16 protein-coding genes and 2 pseudogenes are annotated in these 16,722 nt (G+C 36.3%); 12 read left to right on the top strand and 6 right to left on the bottom strand.

Annotation, left to right across the window (positions count from 1 at the left end; all coding sequences use genetic code 11):
- Positions 1–134 precede the first annotated feature (134 nt).
- Positions 135–590 carry a peroxiredoxin gene (locus CYAN10605_RS11955; RefSeq protein WP_015220208.1) on the bottom strand — a complete coding sequence of 152 codons (456 nt, stop codon included), beginning with the start codon at positions 588–590 and terminating at the stop codon, positions 135–137.
- Between the two features lie 121 nt (positions 591–711).
- On the opposite strand from CYAN10605_RS11955, the gene trhO reads away from it, so the two are divergent.
- A complete protein-coding gene (gene trhO, locus CYAN10605_RS11950) occupies positions 712–1,470 on the top strand; it encodes an oxygen-dependent tRNA uridine(34) hydroxylase TrhO (RefSeq protein WP_015220207.1) in 759 nt (252 codons plus the stop codon).
- A 38-nt stretch (positions 1,471–1,508) separates the two neighbouring features.
- Here the strand turns inward: trhO and CYAN10605_RS11945 are convergent, their stop codons facing one another.
- Positions 1,509–2,135 (bottom strand): DUF3782 domain-containing protein, encoded by a 627-nt coding sequence (locus tag CYAN10605_RS11945; protein ID WP_015220206.1) that lies wholly within the window; start codon positions 2,133–2,135, stop codon positions 1,509–1,511.
- 48 nt (positions 2,136–2,183) lie between these two features.
- On the bottom strand, positions 2,184–3,137 hold the full coding sequence (locus CYAN10605_RS11940) for an ABC transporter ATP-binding protein (RefSeq protein WP_206536277.1): 954 nt from the start codon (positions 3,135–3,137) through the stop codon (positions 2,184–2,186).
- A 106-nt stretch (positions 3,138–3,243) separates the two neighbouring features.
- Between CYAN10605_RS11940 and hemF the strand changes: the two genes are divergently transcribed.
- The 5 genes and pseudogenes from hemF to CYAN10605_RS11915 all read left to right on the top strand — a co-directional run.
- Positions 3,244–4,263 carry an oxygen-dependent coproporphyrinogen oxidase gene (gene hemF, locus CYAN10605_RS11935; RefSeq protein WP_015220204.1) on the top strand — a complete coding sequence of 340 codons (1,020 nt, stop codon included), beginning with the start codon at positions 3,244–3,246 and terminating at the stop codon, positions 4,261–4,263.
- A gap of 365 nt (positions 4,264–4,628) precedes the next feature.
- A complete protein-coding gene (locus tag CYAN10605_RS11930) occupies positions 4,629–4,877 on the top strand; it encodes a hypothetical protein (RefSeq protein ID WP_015220202.1) in 249 nt (82 codons plus the stop codon).
- A gap of 132 nt (positions 4,878–5,009) precedes the next feature.
- On the top strand, positions 5,010–5,363 hold the full coding sequence (locus CYAN10605_RS11925) for a hypothetical protein (protein WP_015220201.1): 354 nt from the start codon (positions 5,010–5,012) through the stop codon (positions 5,361–5,363).
- Between the two features lie 115 nt (positions 5,364–5,478).
- Positions 5,479–5,856 (top strand): hypothetical protein, encoded by a 378-nt coding sequence (locus tag CYAN10605_RS11920; RefSeq protein ID WP_150108955.1) that lies wholly within the window; start codon positions 5,479–5,481, stop codon positions 5,854–5,856.
- A gap of 300 nt (positions 5,857–6,156) precedes the next feature.
- Positions 6,157–7,188, top strand: a pseudogene (locus tag CYAN10605_RS11915) (IS701 family transposase); the annotation flags it as partial.
- Between the two features lie 154 nt (positions 7,189–7,342).
- Here the strand turns inward: CYAN10605_RS11915 and CYAN10605_RS11910 are convergent.
- From CYAN10605_RS11910 to CYAN10605_RS11900, 3 genes are all read right to left on the bottom strand, one after another.
- Positions 7,343–7,579 (bottom strand): hypothetical protein, encoded by a 237-nt coding sequence (locus CYAN10605_RS11910; RefSeq protein WP_015220198.1) that lies wholly within the window; start codon positions 7,577–7,579, stop codon positions 7,343–7,345.
- A 62-nt stretch (positions 7,580–7,641) separates the two neighbouring features.
- Positions 7,642–8,679, bottom strand: coding sequence for a helix-turn-helix domain-containing protein (locus tag CYAN10605_RS11905; RefSeq protein ID WP_041922500.1), 1,038 nt, complete (start codon positions 8,677–8,679; stop codon positions 7,642–7,644).
- Positions 8,680–8,703: 24 nt separating this feature from the next.
- Positions 8,704–9,366, bottom strand: a complete 663-nt coding sequence (locus tag CYAN10605_RS11900) for an S-layer homology domain-containing protein (protein ID WP_015220196.1) — start codon at positions 9,364–9,366, stop codon at positions 8,704–8,706.
- 246 nt (positions 9,367–9,612) lie between these two features.
- On the opposite strand from CYAN10605_RS11900, the gene CYAN10605_RS11895 reads away from it, so the two are divergent.
- The 6 genes and pseudogenes from CYAN10605_RS11895 (at position 9,613) to CYAN10605_RS11870 (ending at position 16,697) form a co-directional block, all read left to right on the top strand.
- On the top strand, positions 9,613–10,080 hold the full coding sequence (locus CYAN10605_RS11895) for a hypothetical protein (protein WP_015220195.1): 468 nt from the start codon (positions 9,613–9,615) through the stop codon (positions 10,078–10,080).
- 29 nt (positions 10,081–10,109) lie between these two features.
- A pseudogene (locus tag CYAN10605_RS11890) lies at positions 10,110–13,292 on the top strand (efflux RND transporter permease subunit).
- A complete protein-coding gene (locus CYAN10605_RS11885; RefSeq protein ID WP_015220194.1) occupies positions 13,293–14,012 on the top strand; it encodes an AI-2E family transporter in 720 nt (239 codons plus the stop codon). It abuts the pseudogene before it with no gap.
- A gap of 145 nt (positions 14,013–14,157) precedes the next feature.
- Positions 14,158–14,925: a DUF2092 domain-containing protein gene (locus CYAN10605_RS11880; RefSeq protein ID WP_015220193.1), complete on the top strand. Its 768-nt coding sequence runs from the start codon at positions 14,158–14,160 to the stop codon at positions 14,923–14,925.
- 108 nt (positions 14,926–15,033) lie between these two features.
- Positions 15,034–15,924: a DUF6515 family protein gene (locus CYAN10605_RS11875; protein ID WP_041922854.1), complete on the top strand. Its 891-nt coding sequence runs from the start codon at positions 15,034–15,036 to the stop codon at positions 15,922–15,924.
- Between the two features lie 113 nt (positions 15,925–16,037).
- Positions 16,038–16,697 (top strand): Uma2 family endonuclease, encoded by a 660-nt coding sequence (locus CYAN10605_RS11870; protein WP_015220191.1) that lies wholly within the window; start codon positions 16,038–16,040, stop codon positions 16,695–16,697.
- The last annotated feature ends 25 nt before the right edge of the window (positions 16,698–16,722 follow it).

Here is a 16,722-nt window from a genome sequence, read left to right as displayed (position 1 = left end):
TTAAGAGTTAGTTCGGGGCGAATGGCCATTCGCCTGTACAAGAGTTAGAAGTTATTAATTATCAACTATTTACCTTTGCCCTCCCCCTCTCGAGGGCGGCTAAAGGGGGGTTTGCCCTTTGCCCCTTACCTCATTTAAAGAGATTTTATCGTTTTTAAGGCTTCATCCACATGGGCTTTAAAATCCATCATTGAATTAAAGATATGTCTGACAATTCCTTCTTTATCAATGACGTAGGTGACTCTACCGGGTAATAAAAATAACACATTTGGCACATCAAAAAGTTTTCTTACTTTTCCCTGACTATCACTGAGTAAAATAAAGGGTAATTGATATTTACTGGCAAATTGTTGATGAGATTGAGGGGAGTCACTACTAATGCCGATTACTTCTGCACCCGCTTCTTTAAATTCTTCATAGCTATCTCTAAAGGTGCAAGATTCTATGGTACAACCCGGAGTGTCATCTTTAGGATAAAAATAGATAACCACGGATTTTTTCCCCAGAAAATCGCTCAAACTAACGTTTTTACCCTCCGCAGAGGGTAAAGTAAAATCAGGAGCGCGATCGCCAACATTTAAACTTGTCATATAATTTAGAATTAATTGCGATAATAATAATTTAACTTAATAATCAATTGTATCGAAAGACTGGTAAGAGTTAAGATAGAAAACGGACGTTTAAGAGTATTAGATAAAAAACATACTTTCTATGAATCTCATATTTGCCTCATTTTATCGTTTTTTGCCTTTAGAAAACTTAGAAGATTTACAGGCCGAATTTTTGCAGTGGTGTCAAGAAGGAGAAATAAAAGGAACTATTTTAATCGCCAAGGAAGGAATTAATGCCAATATTGTTGGAGAAAAAGAGCCATTAAAAGAAGTTATTGAAAAGATCCAAAAAAAACTTAATTGTGATGAGTGGGAAATAAAATATTCTGATGTAGAAATAATGCCTTTTGCTAGGATGAAAGTCAAAATAAAAAAAGAAATCATTACTTTTGGTATTCCTGACGCTGATCCCAATAAACAAGTGGGAACTTATATTAAACCTAAAGATTGGAATAATTTAATTTCTCAACCCGATGTAAAATTAGTGGATACCCGTAATGAATATGAAGTTCAAATCGGCACTTTTAAAGGGGCAGAAAATCCCCATATTGACTCTTTTACAGAATTAAATAAATATATTGAAGAACATTTAAACCCGGAAAAAGATCAAAAAGTGGCGATGTTTTGCACTGGGGGAATTCGTTGCGAAAAAGTGACGGCGTTAATGTTAAGTAAAGGTTTTAAAGAAGTTTATCATCTACAAGGAGGAATCCTTAAATATTTACAAGAAATTCCCCCTGAAGAAAGTCTCTGGGAAGGAGAATGTTTCGTGTTTGATGAAAGGGTGGCTGTTAAACATGGTTTAGAGAAAGGAAGTTATAAATTGTGTCCTGAAACTGGCGAACCAATACCCGTATAGCTAGAGTTCGGAGTTCGGAGTTAGAATGCAATGAAGAATTACCATGCTTTTGCTTCAAATTCAGGGGGATTGAGAATACCCACAGTTTCTCCTTTTTGTGATAGTACAAATAAACCTTGTCTATCAGCGTATTTATCTGCTCCTTCTTCGATTTCGATTCCTGCTACTGCACCATATAATTTTTTTTGATTATATTCAGGGAAAAACAGGCGAAATCTCTTTAAATCTGCCATTAAATCTTTTACATCTTCCACTCCTAAACTGCTTTTCACTTCTATCACTAACACTGAGTCTTGATTTGTGACTAAAACATCTATTTCTAAGGTATCACTATTAATACGTTTTCTAACTCTTTGACTAACTTGATGAACATCAATTCCTCGACTCAAGAAGATAGTTTCACAGGCTGGTGCAACCATATTTTCCACAAAACGCCCCCATTTACCACCAAGGGTGCTAATTTGCTTATTTACAGCACTAATTTGTCTGTTGGTTTCTTGGATGAGTTGCTGGAATTTACGATCGCTTTCTTGGAAACGTTGTTCGCTTTCTTGGCTAAGTCGCTGGAATTTGCGTTCGGTTTCTTGGCTAAGTTGCTTGGTTTTTTTTTGAGCTTCTGCTAATTCTGCTAAAATCCTCCAAATATCATCGGCGGTGGTTGTCATAATTTGTTGGTTGATTTAACACTACTACACTTCATTTTATCTTCTTGATTAAGATACTTGTTTATGTCCAAGTTTGAGGAAAATTGTTTCTAAATCTTCTTTCTCACAATGGAAATCTGCGATCGCAACTCCTGCTATAATCAAATTTTTTAAAAGTAAGGCACTATCTTTCTGATTGCCTGTAAATTCTAGTTTATACCGTTGTCCATCCGCTAGTTTTTCCCATGCTCTGACGGAAGGGCAATTTCTTAATTCCCCGATGAGTTTATCTTCTCCTTCTAAAATGGTAATCAGGATTAATTGACGGCTCAAACGCTCATACAATTGAGCTAAAGAGGTACTTTCCACTAAAAAACCTAATTCCATTATTCCCACCGATGTACATAATTCCGCTAAGTCTGATAAAACGTGAGATGATATTAAAATCGTCATTCCTGCCTGTTGTAGTTGTTTAATGGTTTCCCGAAATTCCATCCGTGCAATGGGATCTAGTCCAGATACAGGCTCATCCAACAATAACACTACAGGTTGATGAATAATAGTTCTAGCAAGGCTTAAGCGTTGTTTCATGCCCCTTGAAAGAGTAGCAATTTCGGCATTGCGTTTATATTCTAACTGTACTAATTCCAATACATCCGATAAACGGCGGTATCTTTCTGAAGCAGGTATATTGTACAATCGCCCAAAATATTCGAGGTAATCAATCACCGTTAAATCATCGTAGAGAGGAAAATCATCGGGAAGGTAGCCCAAATATTTTTTCAAATGGGAATTACTATTGTCCGTTAAGAGGCGATCGCCATAGAGATAAATTTCTCCCTTAGTGGGAGTTTCCGCCGCCGCTAACATTCGAATTAAAGTGGTTTTTCCCGCACCATTTGGACCTATTAAACCATAAACATCCCCTTTCTTTATTTGTAAATCCACATCGTTAACGGCAATATGTTTATCAAATCTTTTCGTTAAGCCAAGGGTTGTAATAGCTGATTCAGGAGCAATTATCTGTTGCATAATATTAAGATCTGGAAATAATCCTAGTCTAATGGGTATCAGAGGGTTTAGATTGAAAGATTGTAAGTTATTTTAATTATTTATTAACAATTCCATCATGGCAAAAGTTGAGACTAATTCGGAAAAAATTGTTCCCACTTTACCCCCAGAAAATGCCAAAGCAAGGGTAAGTGAATTTATGAAAACTATACAAGAGGAAATCTGTGCAGGATTAGAAGCCCTAGACGGCAAAGGTAAGTTTAAAGAAGATAGTTGGGAAAGAGAGGAAGGAGGGGGAGGAAGATCCCGTGTAATGACTGATGGAGATGTGTTTGAGCAAGGCGGAGTTAATTTTTCTGAGGTTTGGGGTAATCATTTACCTCCTAGTATTTTAAAACAACGTCCTGAAGCAGAAGGTCATTCTTTCTATGCTACAGGTACATCTATGGTGCTACACCCCAAAAATCCCTATATCCCTACAGTGCATTTGAACTATCGTTACTTTGAAGCCGGTCCAGTGTGGTGGTTTGGTGGTGGTGCGGATTTAACACCCTATTACCCTTTTGCTGAGGATGCCAAGCATTTTCATTCTACCTTCAAAAAAACCTGTGATCAACATCATCCCGAATATTATCCCGTGTTTAAACGTTGGTGCGACGAATACTTTTTCTTAAAACACCGCAACGAAACCAGAGGAGTTGGAGGACTCTTTTTCGACTACCAAGATGGAACAGATCCGCTATACAGAGGTCCTCATCCCGATAAAGCCGCCGCTACCTATAGTAATCAATTACCTCCTCAACCTCAACGTAGTTGGGAAGAAATTTTTGCTTTTGTGCAAGATTGTGGTAGAACATTTTTACCAGCTTATGTACCCATTGCGGAAAAACGTCGTGACACCGAATATGGAGAAAGAGAGCGTCATTTCCAACTATACCGCCGAGGTAGATATGTAGAATTTAACTTGGTTTACGATAGAGGCACAATTTTCGGTTTACAAACCAATGGTAGAACAGAATCGATTTTGATGTCATTACCTCCCCTTGTGCGTTGGGAATATAACTACAAACCCGAACCTAACACTCCCGAAGCCCAACTATATGAAGTCTTCTTAAAACCTCAAAATTGGGCAGAATAAAACAAAACCTAAGTCTATGGTTACAGCCATATAAATTTTTTAGGGTGGGCATTGCCCACCAATTACTATTGAAATAAAAGTTACTATTATGAAAAACTGATGGCTTTTCTACGCTTAATTACGATAACTTACTCTGACAATTCTGAAAATGGCTGAAAAGCTAACAGTGTTAAGAATCAAACCATATGCTTAAATGAAAATGCCCAAAATATTTTTCCTAAATCATGAAATTTCATCTATCTAGCATAATTCAGATTTTCTTTGTCAGATTTAATAGATTATTTCCCTCTCATAAAATTGAAGCATTTGAAGCTATTATGATTTTAGCAATCAGTCATGCCTATGGCTGTTTTAATCCTAAATAATTGGCAGATTTCTTAGGAGTTAATCATCAAAAAATATATGCAGAAATTTCTTCATGGACATTATACAAGCTCCAAAAAGTTTTAAAATTATTGATGGTCAATGTGGCAGTAGAACAGTTACAAATTATTGAAAAAAAGAGTAATTCTACACAGTCAAGGGCAAAGATAACACTTGCCGTAGATGATAGTGTTATTGACAGAGTAGGAAAGAGGTTACGCCGTACATTTACTTGGTATAGTGGACGTTAGAAAAAAGTAGTAAATGGACAAAATATATTAGGAATCATATTAACAATCAATGGAAAAGCAATACCCATTGGATTAAAATATTGCTCCAAACAGGGAAGAAAAAATACGGATAAACCAAGTGTTTTAATTGCGATGTTAAAGGAAATTAAAGAAGAATGTCTCAAAGAAAATATCAATATTAGTAAATATCCTATTACTCTCGATTCTTGGGATGTATCAAAACAATTAAAAGAACAATTAGATGAACTAGGATTCACCAAAATTATTATGGCAGGGAAAAGTAGTTATGTATTTGAAGGAGAAGATTTTAAAGGAAAAGGAAGTGAATGGAAAAAAAGAGTGGATTATCAAGAAAATCAATGGGGAATAGATGTGCCTTGTGTGAGAAAACAATTGTCAAATCCGACTTTTGGGGAGTTAAATTTGTGGTTCTTCTACAGTGATTATGATAAATTAACAGAAAATAACTTCCATAACCTTTATTGAATAGTGTTTATAGTAAAACAAAAACTAAAAGTTTATAAATTATTATTTAATAATCCCCTATTGCCTATTGCCTCTTGCCTCTTGCCTACCCTAACTAATAATTTACATACTCAAAGTGATAGAGCCAAATTTGTTATTTTTTCAAAAAAGTAATAGTAGTTGTTATTTATTGATGGATTTAAGTAGTATATCGTTGAGAGGAGTAGAAATATGGCGGATATGGTCTGCACACAATATTATTGAACAGTTTTGGAAAATGTTAAAATCGGTACTAAAAATTGCGGAGATGAAATTAAGGAAACAGGGAATTTATATAGGATTATTAATTAAAGTAATAATGTATTTAATACTGTTATCAATGCAGTTTATGCCTAGTTTAAGTCGTTTATCATTGACGCAAATAATGAAAAAAATAGAATCAACAACTAAGTTACCTGATGTAATTAAAGAGCATTTTCAGCACGATTTTCTAGGGGTTTCAGCTATGGCATAGCTTTTCAGGGTTTTTGTTTGGAATTATCAGTTTAAAATAAAGTCGTATATTAAAAAATAAAGTTATATAATTTTAAACAAAGTTGGAAACCGAATAATAAAGTTAGAAACTAGAGAATAAAGTTGGAAACTAAATAATCCCTTTTTTGTCATGTTCCGAGATAAAATAATAGAAGAAAAAGAGAAATGGAACTTGGGAGGCTTAGATGATAATGGATGTAGCAGAGCAAGTTAGTAAACATTTGCCTCGAACTCCAGAACCCACTATACCTTTAGTGGATCAATAGAATAGTGGATCAATAGAAGATTAAATAAATTAGTAGAGATATTGCAGGGGAAAAAAATCATTCTCATAGTAGATGAAACAGGAGATAGAAAAAAAGGTAATAAAACAGACTATACTGCTCGACAATATTTAGGAAATGTGGGGAAAATAGATCAAGGAATAGTTTCAGTTAATGTCTATGGTGTTTATCAGAATATAACCTTTCCATTAATGACAAAAATATATAAACCAAAGTCAAGATTAAAAGTAGGAGATAAATATAAAACAAAGACAGCAATAGCAGGAGAAATGGTAAGAGAATTAAAGGAATTAGGATTAGAAATAGAAATAGTGTTAGCAGATAGCTTATATGGTGAAAGTAGTAGTTTTTTGGAAGTATTAGAAGAGTTAAAACTGGAATATGTGGTATCGATTAGAAAGAATCATGGGGTGTGGATGGGAGCAAATGAAAGAGTTAGAGCAAATAAATGGTGTAAATTTACTAGGACATTTAGGGATGGAAAAAGAGAAACAAGATACATAAGAGAAATAATTTATGGAAAAAAAAGGAGAATAACATACTGGGAAATGACCACAGATACAGAAAATTTACCGAAAAATTCAACAAGTTTTGTGAGGACAAATTGTCAGGGAAATTTGAAGAAAAGATTAGGAGATTTGTATGGTCAAAGGACATGGGTAGAATATGGATTTAGACAATGTAAACAAGAATTAGGATGGAAAGATTATCGACTAACAAAAATAGAAAGTATTGAGAAATGGTGGGGACTAATAAATAGTGTTTATACCATGGTAAGTTTACAAACAAAACCATTGAGAGAATTACTATTTTCAGAAGAAGAAAAGAAAGAGGAAATAGAAGAAAAAGAGCAAATAAATAGTTGGAAAACAAGTTTAAAGAAAATAATGATGATGATTGAGCCATTAGTCTTATTTTGGTTAATAACACCATGGTTAAAAATGGTAAATTCATCAGGATTATTAGAAGGATTGAATAATTTATTATCGATCACTCATGGTTCTAAATTATATTTTCCTATAGGATAATTGTTTCTATTTTTTGATAGTTGATTCGGAGTTTGACAAAAGAGGGATAACCAAAATTTCTCTAGTTTTTGCTACTTCTTTATCAAACGCTATATTTACAGAACACATTTGTCGAAATTTGAACGTCTCTAAGACAATAAACGGCGTGTTTTTATTATAATTCCTTATCTCTTTGTTTTTTTGCTTGTCTCAAATACTCTTGTCCTGCCCCGACGACAAAACCAATAGCGAATCCAGCCCTACCATACGATCGCACCCAATTACGATAAACGACTCGATCGTACTTTAAACTTGTTTCATTGGCTTGTCCATACTTAGCAATGCCGACACCGGCGACAAAACCAATCATCCCCGTAATGATAGCTGAAAATAAAATACGCTTTCCATTCATAATTATATTGGGAGAATTAAAAATACAGATGGGGATAGGAAAAGGAAAAAAAATACAAATTATTACCTCGTTGAGTGCAATCTATAACGATAATCACTTGGTGTTACGCCTGTCCATCGCTTAAATGATCTTGTAAAACTATTGATTTCACTGTAATGAAGTTCAAAGGCAATTTCCCCAATGGGTATATTAGTATCTTTCAACCATTCCACCGCTAATTGAAATCGAACTTGATCTAATAAATGAAAGTAACTTAAACCTCGATCCCCTAAACACCTTTGCAAACTCCTTTTACTCATCCCGATCGCATCAGCGATAGTTTGTATCTGAATATTACCACCCAATAATTGAGAGCGAATTAATTGTTGCAATGCTTTACTAAAATCAACATCAGGAGAGGAGGAAATCAAATGTTCGTATAAGTCTTGCTCCTCATTATAATCAATATTCTGAGACTCCCTTTTAAGGGGTAAATAGAGGACATTCTTCGAAATGCCAATAGAATTATACCGTTGATTAAAATGTATTCGAGACCGGGAAAATAAATCTATGTCAGATAATCCTTTCACTGTTTGTCCTTGAAAATACAAATCCGTGGGATACCAGTCAAAACCAATCATTGATCGTATTGCCTGAAAGTGAAGAAAAAAGGCATAATAACCCCCTTGTCGGTTTTTATCGTATTGAAGATTAGGATATTGATGATTAAACCAAATAACATCATTCTCTTCCTTTAACCATACCCTTACTCCTGAACTATAAGTTTTACTTAATAAAGTAATAATGGTTCTTAACAAATCATAACCCGTAAAAGACTGACGAAGAATCTTACCAAATAAACCCAGATCCTCTATTTCTAGTTTTTCACTAGCCAAAACTCCCAAGTAATCAATCCCCTGACGATGAGCAAAAGAGTCGATCGCATTAAAGACTTGGTGAAGAGAAAGTAAGTTTTCAGGTTGAGAGAAAATATTTTCGGGAATAGTGCTTTTGTAAAAAAAATTCTCTAAAGGAATACTGTTTTCATGGAGAAATTTAAGCAGAGGAAAAAGACTATTGGCTCGAACTAAAGGTAAATTTTTCATAGATTTAGTCTCCATTTATTCCCCTACTCAGGGTCGCTTTTATTTGTTCACACAATCTAACATTCTTATGATCGCCGCCGCCGTATAATCTCTATTGGCAGATTTTTTTGGTGCAAATTTATCGCCCTTTTCATTAAGAGCAGATGCCACATTACAATAAGCTGACATTTGACGGGTTAATTGCAATTCGTACCCAGAAACGTCAGAGAAAGTAATTTCCTTAACAGTAGGAGTCAGAAAAGAGGATTTACCGAGCTTAACTTGCAAAAATTCCGCCGCCCTTCTCAAAAAGTCCACCAATTCAGTTCTAGTAATGTAATCATCAGGGCGAAAATTACCCGTGGCTGAACCTTCAGGCTGAATATTCCACTGAGCCCATGTGATCTTATCATAACTCCAGCGATTTTCATCTACATCTAAATAAGGACGAGTTCTGGTGGTAGGAGCTTCTTTGAGATCAATTTCCGTTAATGTGCCTAAAGCCTCAACAATCATAGAAATAGCCTCTTCTCTCTTTACTGGTTGGTTAGGGCGAAAAGTTTGATTAGGAAAACCAGCAACGATATTTAATTCTGTTGCTCTGTTGATTTCTTGTTCATAAGGATTGCCTTTTATATCTGTAAAAGTTTGTGCTTTTACTCCTGAAATTAAAGTTAAAGATGCAATTCCTGCAACTAATAAATAAGTTATTTTAAAAAACATTTTCTTCTAAAAAGATAATAATAAATTGGTAATAAATTCAATTATGACTTATTTAGAGTTAATCTTGTCATATTATCTTTATTTTTTTACAAAATAGTTTAATATTTTTTGTCTTTATATTTTTTAATATATTTGGCACAAAATGATGAGTCATTTTAGATTTAAAAACTTTAAGATTAACTTAAAAACCATTTTTTTAATCATTAAAGAATTATTAAATTTTTATTAAACTTTAGTATAATTATTATGTTTTCTCCACTAATTTTATTGTCTTTTTTTAGTCTCTTTTTTTGTAGTTTAATAGTCCCCATTAGAGCGGAAACTTGTAAACCCCTTCCCTTAGTTGGGGGAGAAGGAAGCACAGTCACCAAAACCGTTTCTCAACCTACCATTCCCACCCGTTTTGGTAATATTACGAATAGTAATTGGAATACTGATTGGGCTGTACCTGGAGGAGAGAGTTTTAAGCGTTATGTAGTGACGGTTACTTCCAAAGATGATAATAGTTTTGATATAAGGATGTATCTAAAATATAGTGATCAAACGGCTGACGAGTTTTTTAATGAAGAAGGTTACACCGTAAACCCTGATCAACCTTTAAAAGTATCTGCTAATCCTCGAAAAAGCACTCAACCTTATCAAGTTAATTTATTTGTGAATGGCGTGGCTTCTTTTGGTAAAACTTACACCGCAACAGTTATGGGATGTTTTTAGTGGCAATCATTAGGAAAAGATATTTTTAGATGAGTATTTCTAGCACTTTTATTAAACGACCAGTATTAGCTACGGTTTGTTCTTTAGTCATTATCTTAGCAGGTGCGATCGCTTTTCCTTTGTTACCTGTGGCGAAATTACCACAATTAGCACCCACTCAGGTGAAAGTAACTGCCACTTATAATGGTGCGGATGCTAAAACCGCAGAAGACACCGTTACTACCATCATTGAACGGGAAATTAACGGGGTAGAAAATATGAAGTATATTACTTCTAACACCAGTAATGACGGGGTGACGAATATTACCGTTGCTTTTCCCACAAATATCGATCGCAATCAGGCACAAGTTAACGTACAAAATAGGGTATCCTTAGCCGAGCCTCGTTTACCTGACTCCGTGAAACAAACAGGGGTAAAAGTTGATAAAGCCTCCCCGAATATACTTCTTGCCTATGCCTTTTATGCGGACCAAAATGAGCAAGGAAAACCCATCTATGATACGGTATTCGTCAGCAATTACGTTGATCTATTTGTTACGGACGAAATTAAGCGTATTTTTGGGGTAGGATCAATTACCATCTTTGGGGAGCGTAAATATGCCATGCGGATTTGGCTTGACCCTTATAAACTAGCCGCTCGGGATTTATCTGCCAATGACGTAGTCACAGCAATTCAAAATCAAAACTTACAAGTAGGTGCAGGACGTATTGGACAAGAACCCTCTTTATCTGAGCAACAATTTGAAATTCCTTTGCGTAGTTCAGGACGCTTCAAAACTGTAGAAGAAGCTGGAGAAATTGTTATTCAAACAGGAGACAATGGTACTATAATTAGACTGAAGGATGTGGCAAAGATTGAATTAGGGGCAGAAAACTATGATTTAGATGCAAAATACAACAATCAACCTGCCGTCGGTTTTGCAGTGTATCAGTTACCCGGCACAAATGCTTTAGCTACGGGAGAAGCCATTAAGGCTAAAATTGCTGAGTTACAGGAGAATTTTCCCCCCGGTTTAAAGGTTGATGTGGCTTGTGATACCACCGATTTTGTTAATGTAGCCATTGCAGATGTAAAGAATAACACATTCGAGGCAATTTTTTACGCCATTATTACCATTATGATCTTTTTGCAGAATTGGCGTTTAGCCATTATTCCTGCCATTGCTATGCCTGTGGCGATGATTGGTTCACTAGCGGCGGTGTTAGTGTTTGGTTTAGAGTTAAACTTACTAACTCTGTTTGGGATTATTTTGGCAATCGGCACTGTTACCGATGATGCAGTGGTAATTGTGGAAGCGGTGCAAGTCAAAATGTCTGAGGGAATGCAGCCGTTACAAGCCTCTCTCGATGCAATGGAGGAGTTAGGAGGAGCGGTTTTAGCTTCTTCTTTAACCCAGTTAGCTGTATTTGTTCCTGTTATGTTTTTCCCCGGTACAACAGGCATTGTTTATCGACAATTTGCGGTGACATTATCGGCGGCGATCATATTTTCTACTTTTAACGCCCTTACCCTTTCTCCTACTTTATCATCCCTAATTTTACGCCCTCGTAACGCTCCTCCCGATGTTATTGACAAAACATTTAACTTTCTCTTTGGTTGGTTTTTTCGTCTCTTTAATACGGTTTTCGGATGGATTGAAACCGCCTACGGTAACTTCATTAATGCCCTCACTAACGTCAAATCCCTGATTATGATCATTTTCGTGGCAGGGTTAGCGGCAACGGCTTTTATGTACACTGTCATACCGTCTGGGTTTATTCCTGAAGAAGATCAGGGATACTTTTTTATTATTGGTAATTCTCCTTCTAATACTTCCCTTAACTATACCCGTGAGGAGGTAAATAAAGTAAATGGAATTTTAGCAGAAATACCAGAGGTTAAAGGTTATTTAGGCATTGCAGGAACAAGTTTTGATGGTAATAACTATAACAAATACCTGTTTTTCGGGCGTTTAACACCTTGGGAAGAGCGCCCGTCTGCCCCGCAATCTGCTTTCGGAATTTTACGCAAACTGAATCAAGAGTTAAAAGCAACAATGACAGGCTCAAGAGCGGTAGCTGTTAACGCTCCTGCGGTGGATGGTTTGAGTGCTACAGGGGGCTTGGAATTACAGTTGCAAAACCGTACAGGTTTACCGATGGCAAATATGATCGAAGCGGCTCAAAAATACTTAGCTACTGCCAATGAAAGACCAGAATTGCAAGGAGTTTTCACTCAGTTTACCTTCTATACAGATCAACAACAAATCGATCTCAATCGAGATAAAATTAATGCTTTGAATGTGGATGTATCCGAAGTTTTAAACACTTTACAAACCTATATCGGCTCTCGCTATGTTAATGATTTTGTGTTTGCCAATTGATCGTACCGTGTTTATGCCCAAGTTGAATCTGAGTTTCGAGCGAACCCCGAAGATATTAACACTTTATACGTTAACTCCAGGGATGGTCAACAGATCGCCCTCAAAAATTTAATTAATGTGCAGAATATCAACTATCCTCCCACTCTCACCCACTATAACGTTTATTCTTCTGTCAAAATTCAAGCCTCTCCTGCGGGTGGGTTTAGTTCAGGCCAAGCTATCAAAGTAATGGAAGAAGTTGCGACGGAAGTTTTACCGAATGGTATTGGTTATGAATGGACAGGGAGTGCGTTGGAGGAATTATCTGCGGGTAGTGCCACAATTTTGATTTTCGGTTTGGGCTTTGTCTTGGTTTTCCTCGTTTTAGCCGCTCAATATGAAAGTTATATCGATCCTACTATCATCATGTTAACTGTACCTCTTTCCACTTTAGGGGCATTGGTTGCCATCTGGTTGCGATCGAATATGCAACTAGGGGGTTTTTTCCCCGTCATCAGTAACGATATTTACGCTCAAGTGGGTTTACTCATGTTAATCGGTATGGCATCGAAAAACGCCATTCTCATTGTGGAACAAGCTAACTTGAATGTGGATCTTGGTTTTGATTTTACCAAAGCGGCGATCGAGTCTGCTAAATCTCGTTTTCGTCCGATTATGATGACTTCTCTATCGGGAATTGTGGGTTATATCCCTCTAATGATGGCTTCCGGTGCAGGGGCGTTAAGTCGTTGGTCTATCGGTACTGTTAGTTTTGGCGGTTACTTAGTAGCCACAATTTTAAGTTTAGTCATTGCTCCTATTTTATATGTTGTTATTAAAACCTTTGAAAAAAAAGTCTTGGATAGCTAAATGGAAAATAACTCTAAATTGATAAATACTATCATTCGATTTTTTACCATCGGTTTCTTATTGGCTTGGTGTTTTATACTCATTCGCCCGTTTATTATTATCATTCTTTGGGCGGTGATAATCGCGATCGCACTCTTTCCTGTATTTGAGTGGCTAAAAAACCGCCTCGGAGGACGAGCTAAATTATCCGCCATAAGCCTTGCATTAGTTGGAATTGCCATTGTTTTAGGTCCTATCAGTATAATTGCAACGGTTTTGTTTCATAACGCCCAAACGATAGTAGAAGGCATTGACACAGGTACTTTAGTGATACCGCCTCCTTCTCCCGACATTGCCGATATACCAATCATTGGTAAACCCTTGAGTGAACTTTGGCAGTTAGCATCCCTCAACTTAGAAGCATTAATTAGTCAATTCAAAACCCAAATTGTCGAATTTTCTAAAACTCTTTTATTACAAGCAACTAATATCAGTTTAATTTTACTAAAATTTATAATTTCCATCGTAGTTGCGGTGATATTAACACTAAATGCGAAAAGCCTCAATCAAGGAGTAACTTTATTTGTTTTACGATTAGCACCCACCAGAGGAGAAGAATTTATCCAACTGGCAACTACCAGTACCCATTGTGATTATTTTACTGGGGGTAATTGGCGGAACTATTGCCCACGGGATTCTCGGTTTATTTGTAGGTCCTGTAATCTTGATTCTCGGTTATGAATTAGTGGGAGCATGGATAAGGGAAGATTCAAACACTACATAGTAGGTGATAAAAACCCCTTGAACACCCTACAACCATCTTATGGCGGGAAATGCTTACTCTATTCATTATTTCCTTACTAAATACAATTACAATATCAAACTTATGAATTCTTTACGCATCTTATTAACTTGCTCTTTGTTTATAACTTCTAGCTTTGAGTTAGCAGCAAAAATACAGGCTCAAACCGTTCCAGTTATGCCAACAGAAGAAACACCGATAACAACGGAAGAATTACTAACCCAAGTTTGTGATTTTCTCAAAGGTCAACAATTTATCAGTGTGGAAATGGATATTACCTATGACAACGTTCTCACATCAGGTTCAAAAGTTCAATATGGCGGTTACAAAACTGTTTCTGTGCAAAGACCAAATATGGTAAGAGTTGACACCGTAGCGGATCAGGGTAATCGAAATTTTTACTATGATGGTAAGACTATTACTTTGTTTTCTCCTACTCTCAAAGTTTTTGCCACTAAAGAAGCCCCAGCTAATATCGATGAAATGCTTAACACCATTGAGGAAAAGTTGGGCTTTACTATTCCCATGTTTAATTTATTTACCAGTAATCCTTGTGCTGTTTTGGACAATACGGTTGAAGAACCTTTATATATAGGCAGTAACTTAGTTAATCGAGAGGAAACGGATCAAATTCTAATTGTAACGGCAGATTGGGATGGACAACTGTGGATTAGTCAAGATGAAACCCCTTTGGTAAAAAAGGCGATCGTCACCTATAAAAATTTACCCAATGCTCCTCAATATACGGTGTTATTTTCTAATTGGAATTTTAAACCCTCCTTTGCTCCAGACACTTTTACCTTTACCCCCGGTCAGGATAACTTCAAGGTGCAAATATTACCATCTGATTAGTCTTCCTTATTAAGGGGGAATCTATATAACTGTGAAACAGGCATCTTGCTTGTTAAGAATTGGTGGGCAATACCCACCCTGCAAACTTTATATTTACAGGAGTTCATTATGAAACTTACCAATAAACCCTTTATTTTTATCATTACCGTTTTATTAACCATTCTCACTATTTTATCCGATGTCGCTTATGCAGGACGTGGTGGCGGAAGAGGTGGAGGAGGACGAAGTGGTGGTGGTGCTAGAACTAGCAGTGTTCAACGTTCAAGCAGTTCAAGAAGTTCCAGAGGAGGAGGGGCTTCTCCCAGAGTCAGTAGTGGTACTAGCTTACAAAACAGAGGGAATTTAAGCAATTCTTCTAGTCGTCAAAGCTCCCGTCAAAGTAGCCGTAGTAATGCTCAGAGTAATCGAAATGATGTGAGGAGCGATCGACAAAGCACCCGTCAAACGAATCAGGGTGATCGACAATCTAACCGTAGTGATGCTCAGAGTAATCGTCAGGATAATGCGGCAAATCGTCAAGATGACCGCAGTCAAAATCAAGGAAACCGTCAAGAAAACAGAACTGATCGTCAAGGCAATCGTCAAGACGGCATGACAAACCGTCAAAATAACCGCCAAGATTTCGTTAATGATAATTGGTACGGTGGGGGCTGGTATGGTGGAGGCTACTATACTCCACCTGGATGGGGTGCTTGGGCTGGATTAGCAGGATTAACAACGGGATTGATTATTGGTGCTACTGTTAACGAAACTCCACCCTACTATGATACTGTTTACATTGGCTCTAGCAGTTATATTTACTCCGATGGAGTTTATATGCAACCCGTTAACGATAATTATATTGTGGTTGCCCCTCCTACTGGTGTTGTCGTTAACTATCTTCCTGACGGATGTACTCTTATTCAAGATGGTGATTTTCAATATTATGACTGTGCAGGTATTTATTATGAAGCCGTTTATCAAGACGGTGCAACAGTTTATCGAGTCATTGAATATTAGAAGTTTGTAATTGAGGTTGAGTAAACGACACCCAATACAATTTGAGTCAGGAGTTCGGAGTTAAAATTAAGGAAGAATAGTTATTAAAAATCTATTTGAAGAATATTTGAGCCATGAATACTAAAATTATACCTCCAATGGAAAATGGCGATCGCCTCAACAGTATTGAGTTTGAAAAACTGTCCCATACAATCCCTGAAAACGTCAAAACAGAATTAATCAATGGAGTTGTCTATATGGCTGCGACGTTAAGATATGAAGGACATGGTTTGCCCCACAGTTTAATTATTACTTGGTTAGGTTTTTATATGGCAAATACTCCAGGAGTGGAGTTAGCGGATAAAGCCACCGTCAGATTAGACTTAGATAATCAACCTCAACCAGATGCACTTTTAAGGATCAAAAAAGGTGGGCAATCGAGAGTCAGTAAAGATGATTATATCGAAGGTGCTCCAGAATTAATTGTAGAAATAGCAGGTTCAACCGCTTCCTACGATTTACATGATAAATTACAGGTTTATCGTCGTCACGGTGTTAAAGAATATATTGTTTGGCAGGTATATAGCCGAAAAATAGATTGGTTTTATCTCCATGAAGGAAAATATCTCACCTTTGAGCCTGATGGGGAGGGATTAATTGAAAGTAAAGTTTTTCCCGGATTAGTTTTAGCTGTTAATTCTCTTTTAGAGTACAATTTAGCTAAAGTTTTATCCATTTTACAAAAACAACTAAACTCAGAAAAACACTCCTTTTTTATTCAAAAATTACAATAAAATAAACCTTCAAATAATTTTTAAA

It is taken from the genome of Cyanobacterium aponinum PCC 10605, assembly GCF_000317675.1.
GTDB lineage: Bacteria > Cyanobacteriota > Cyanobacteriia > Cyanobacteriales > Cyanobacteriaceae > PCC-10605.
The sequence above is the reverse complement of the archived record's forward strand: the minus strand, read 5'-3'. Positions and strand labels throughout refer to the sequence as shown.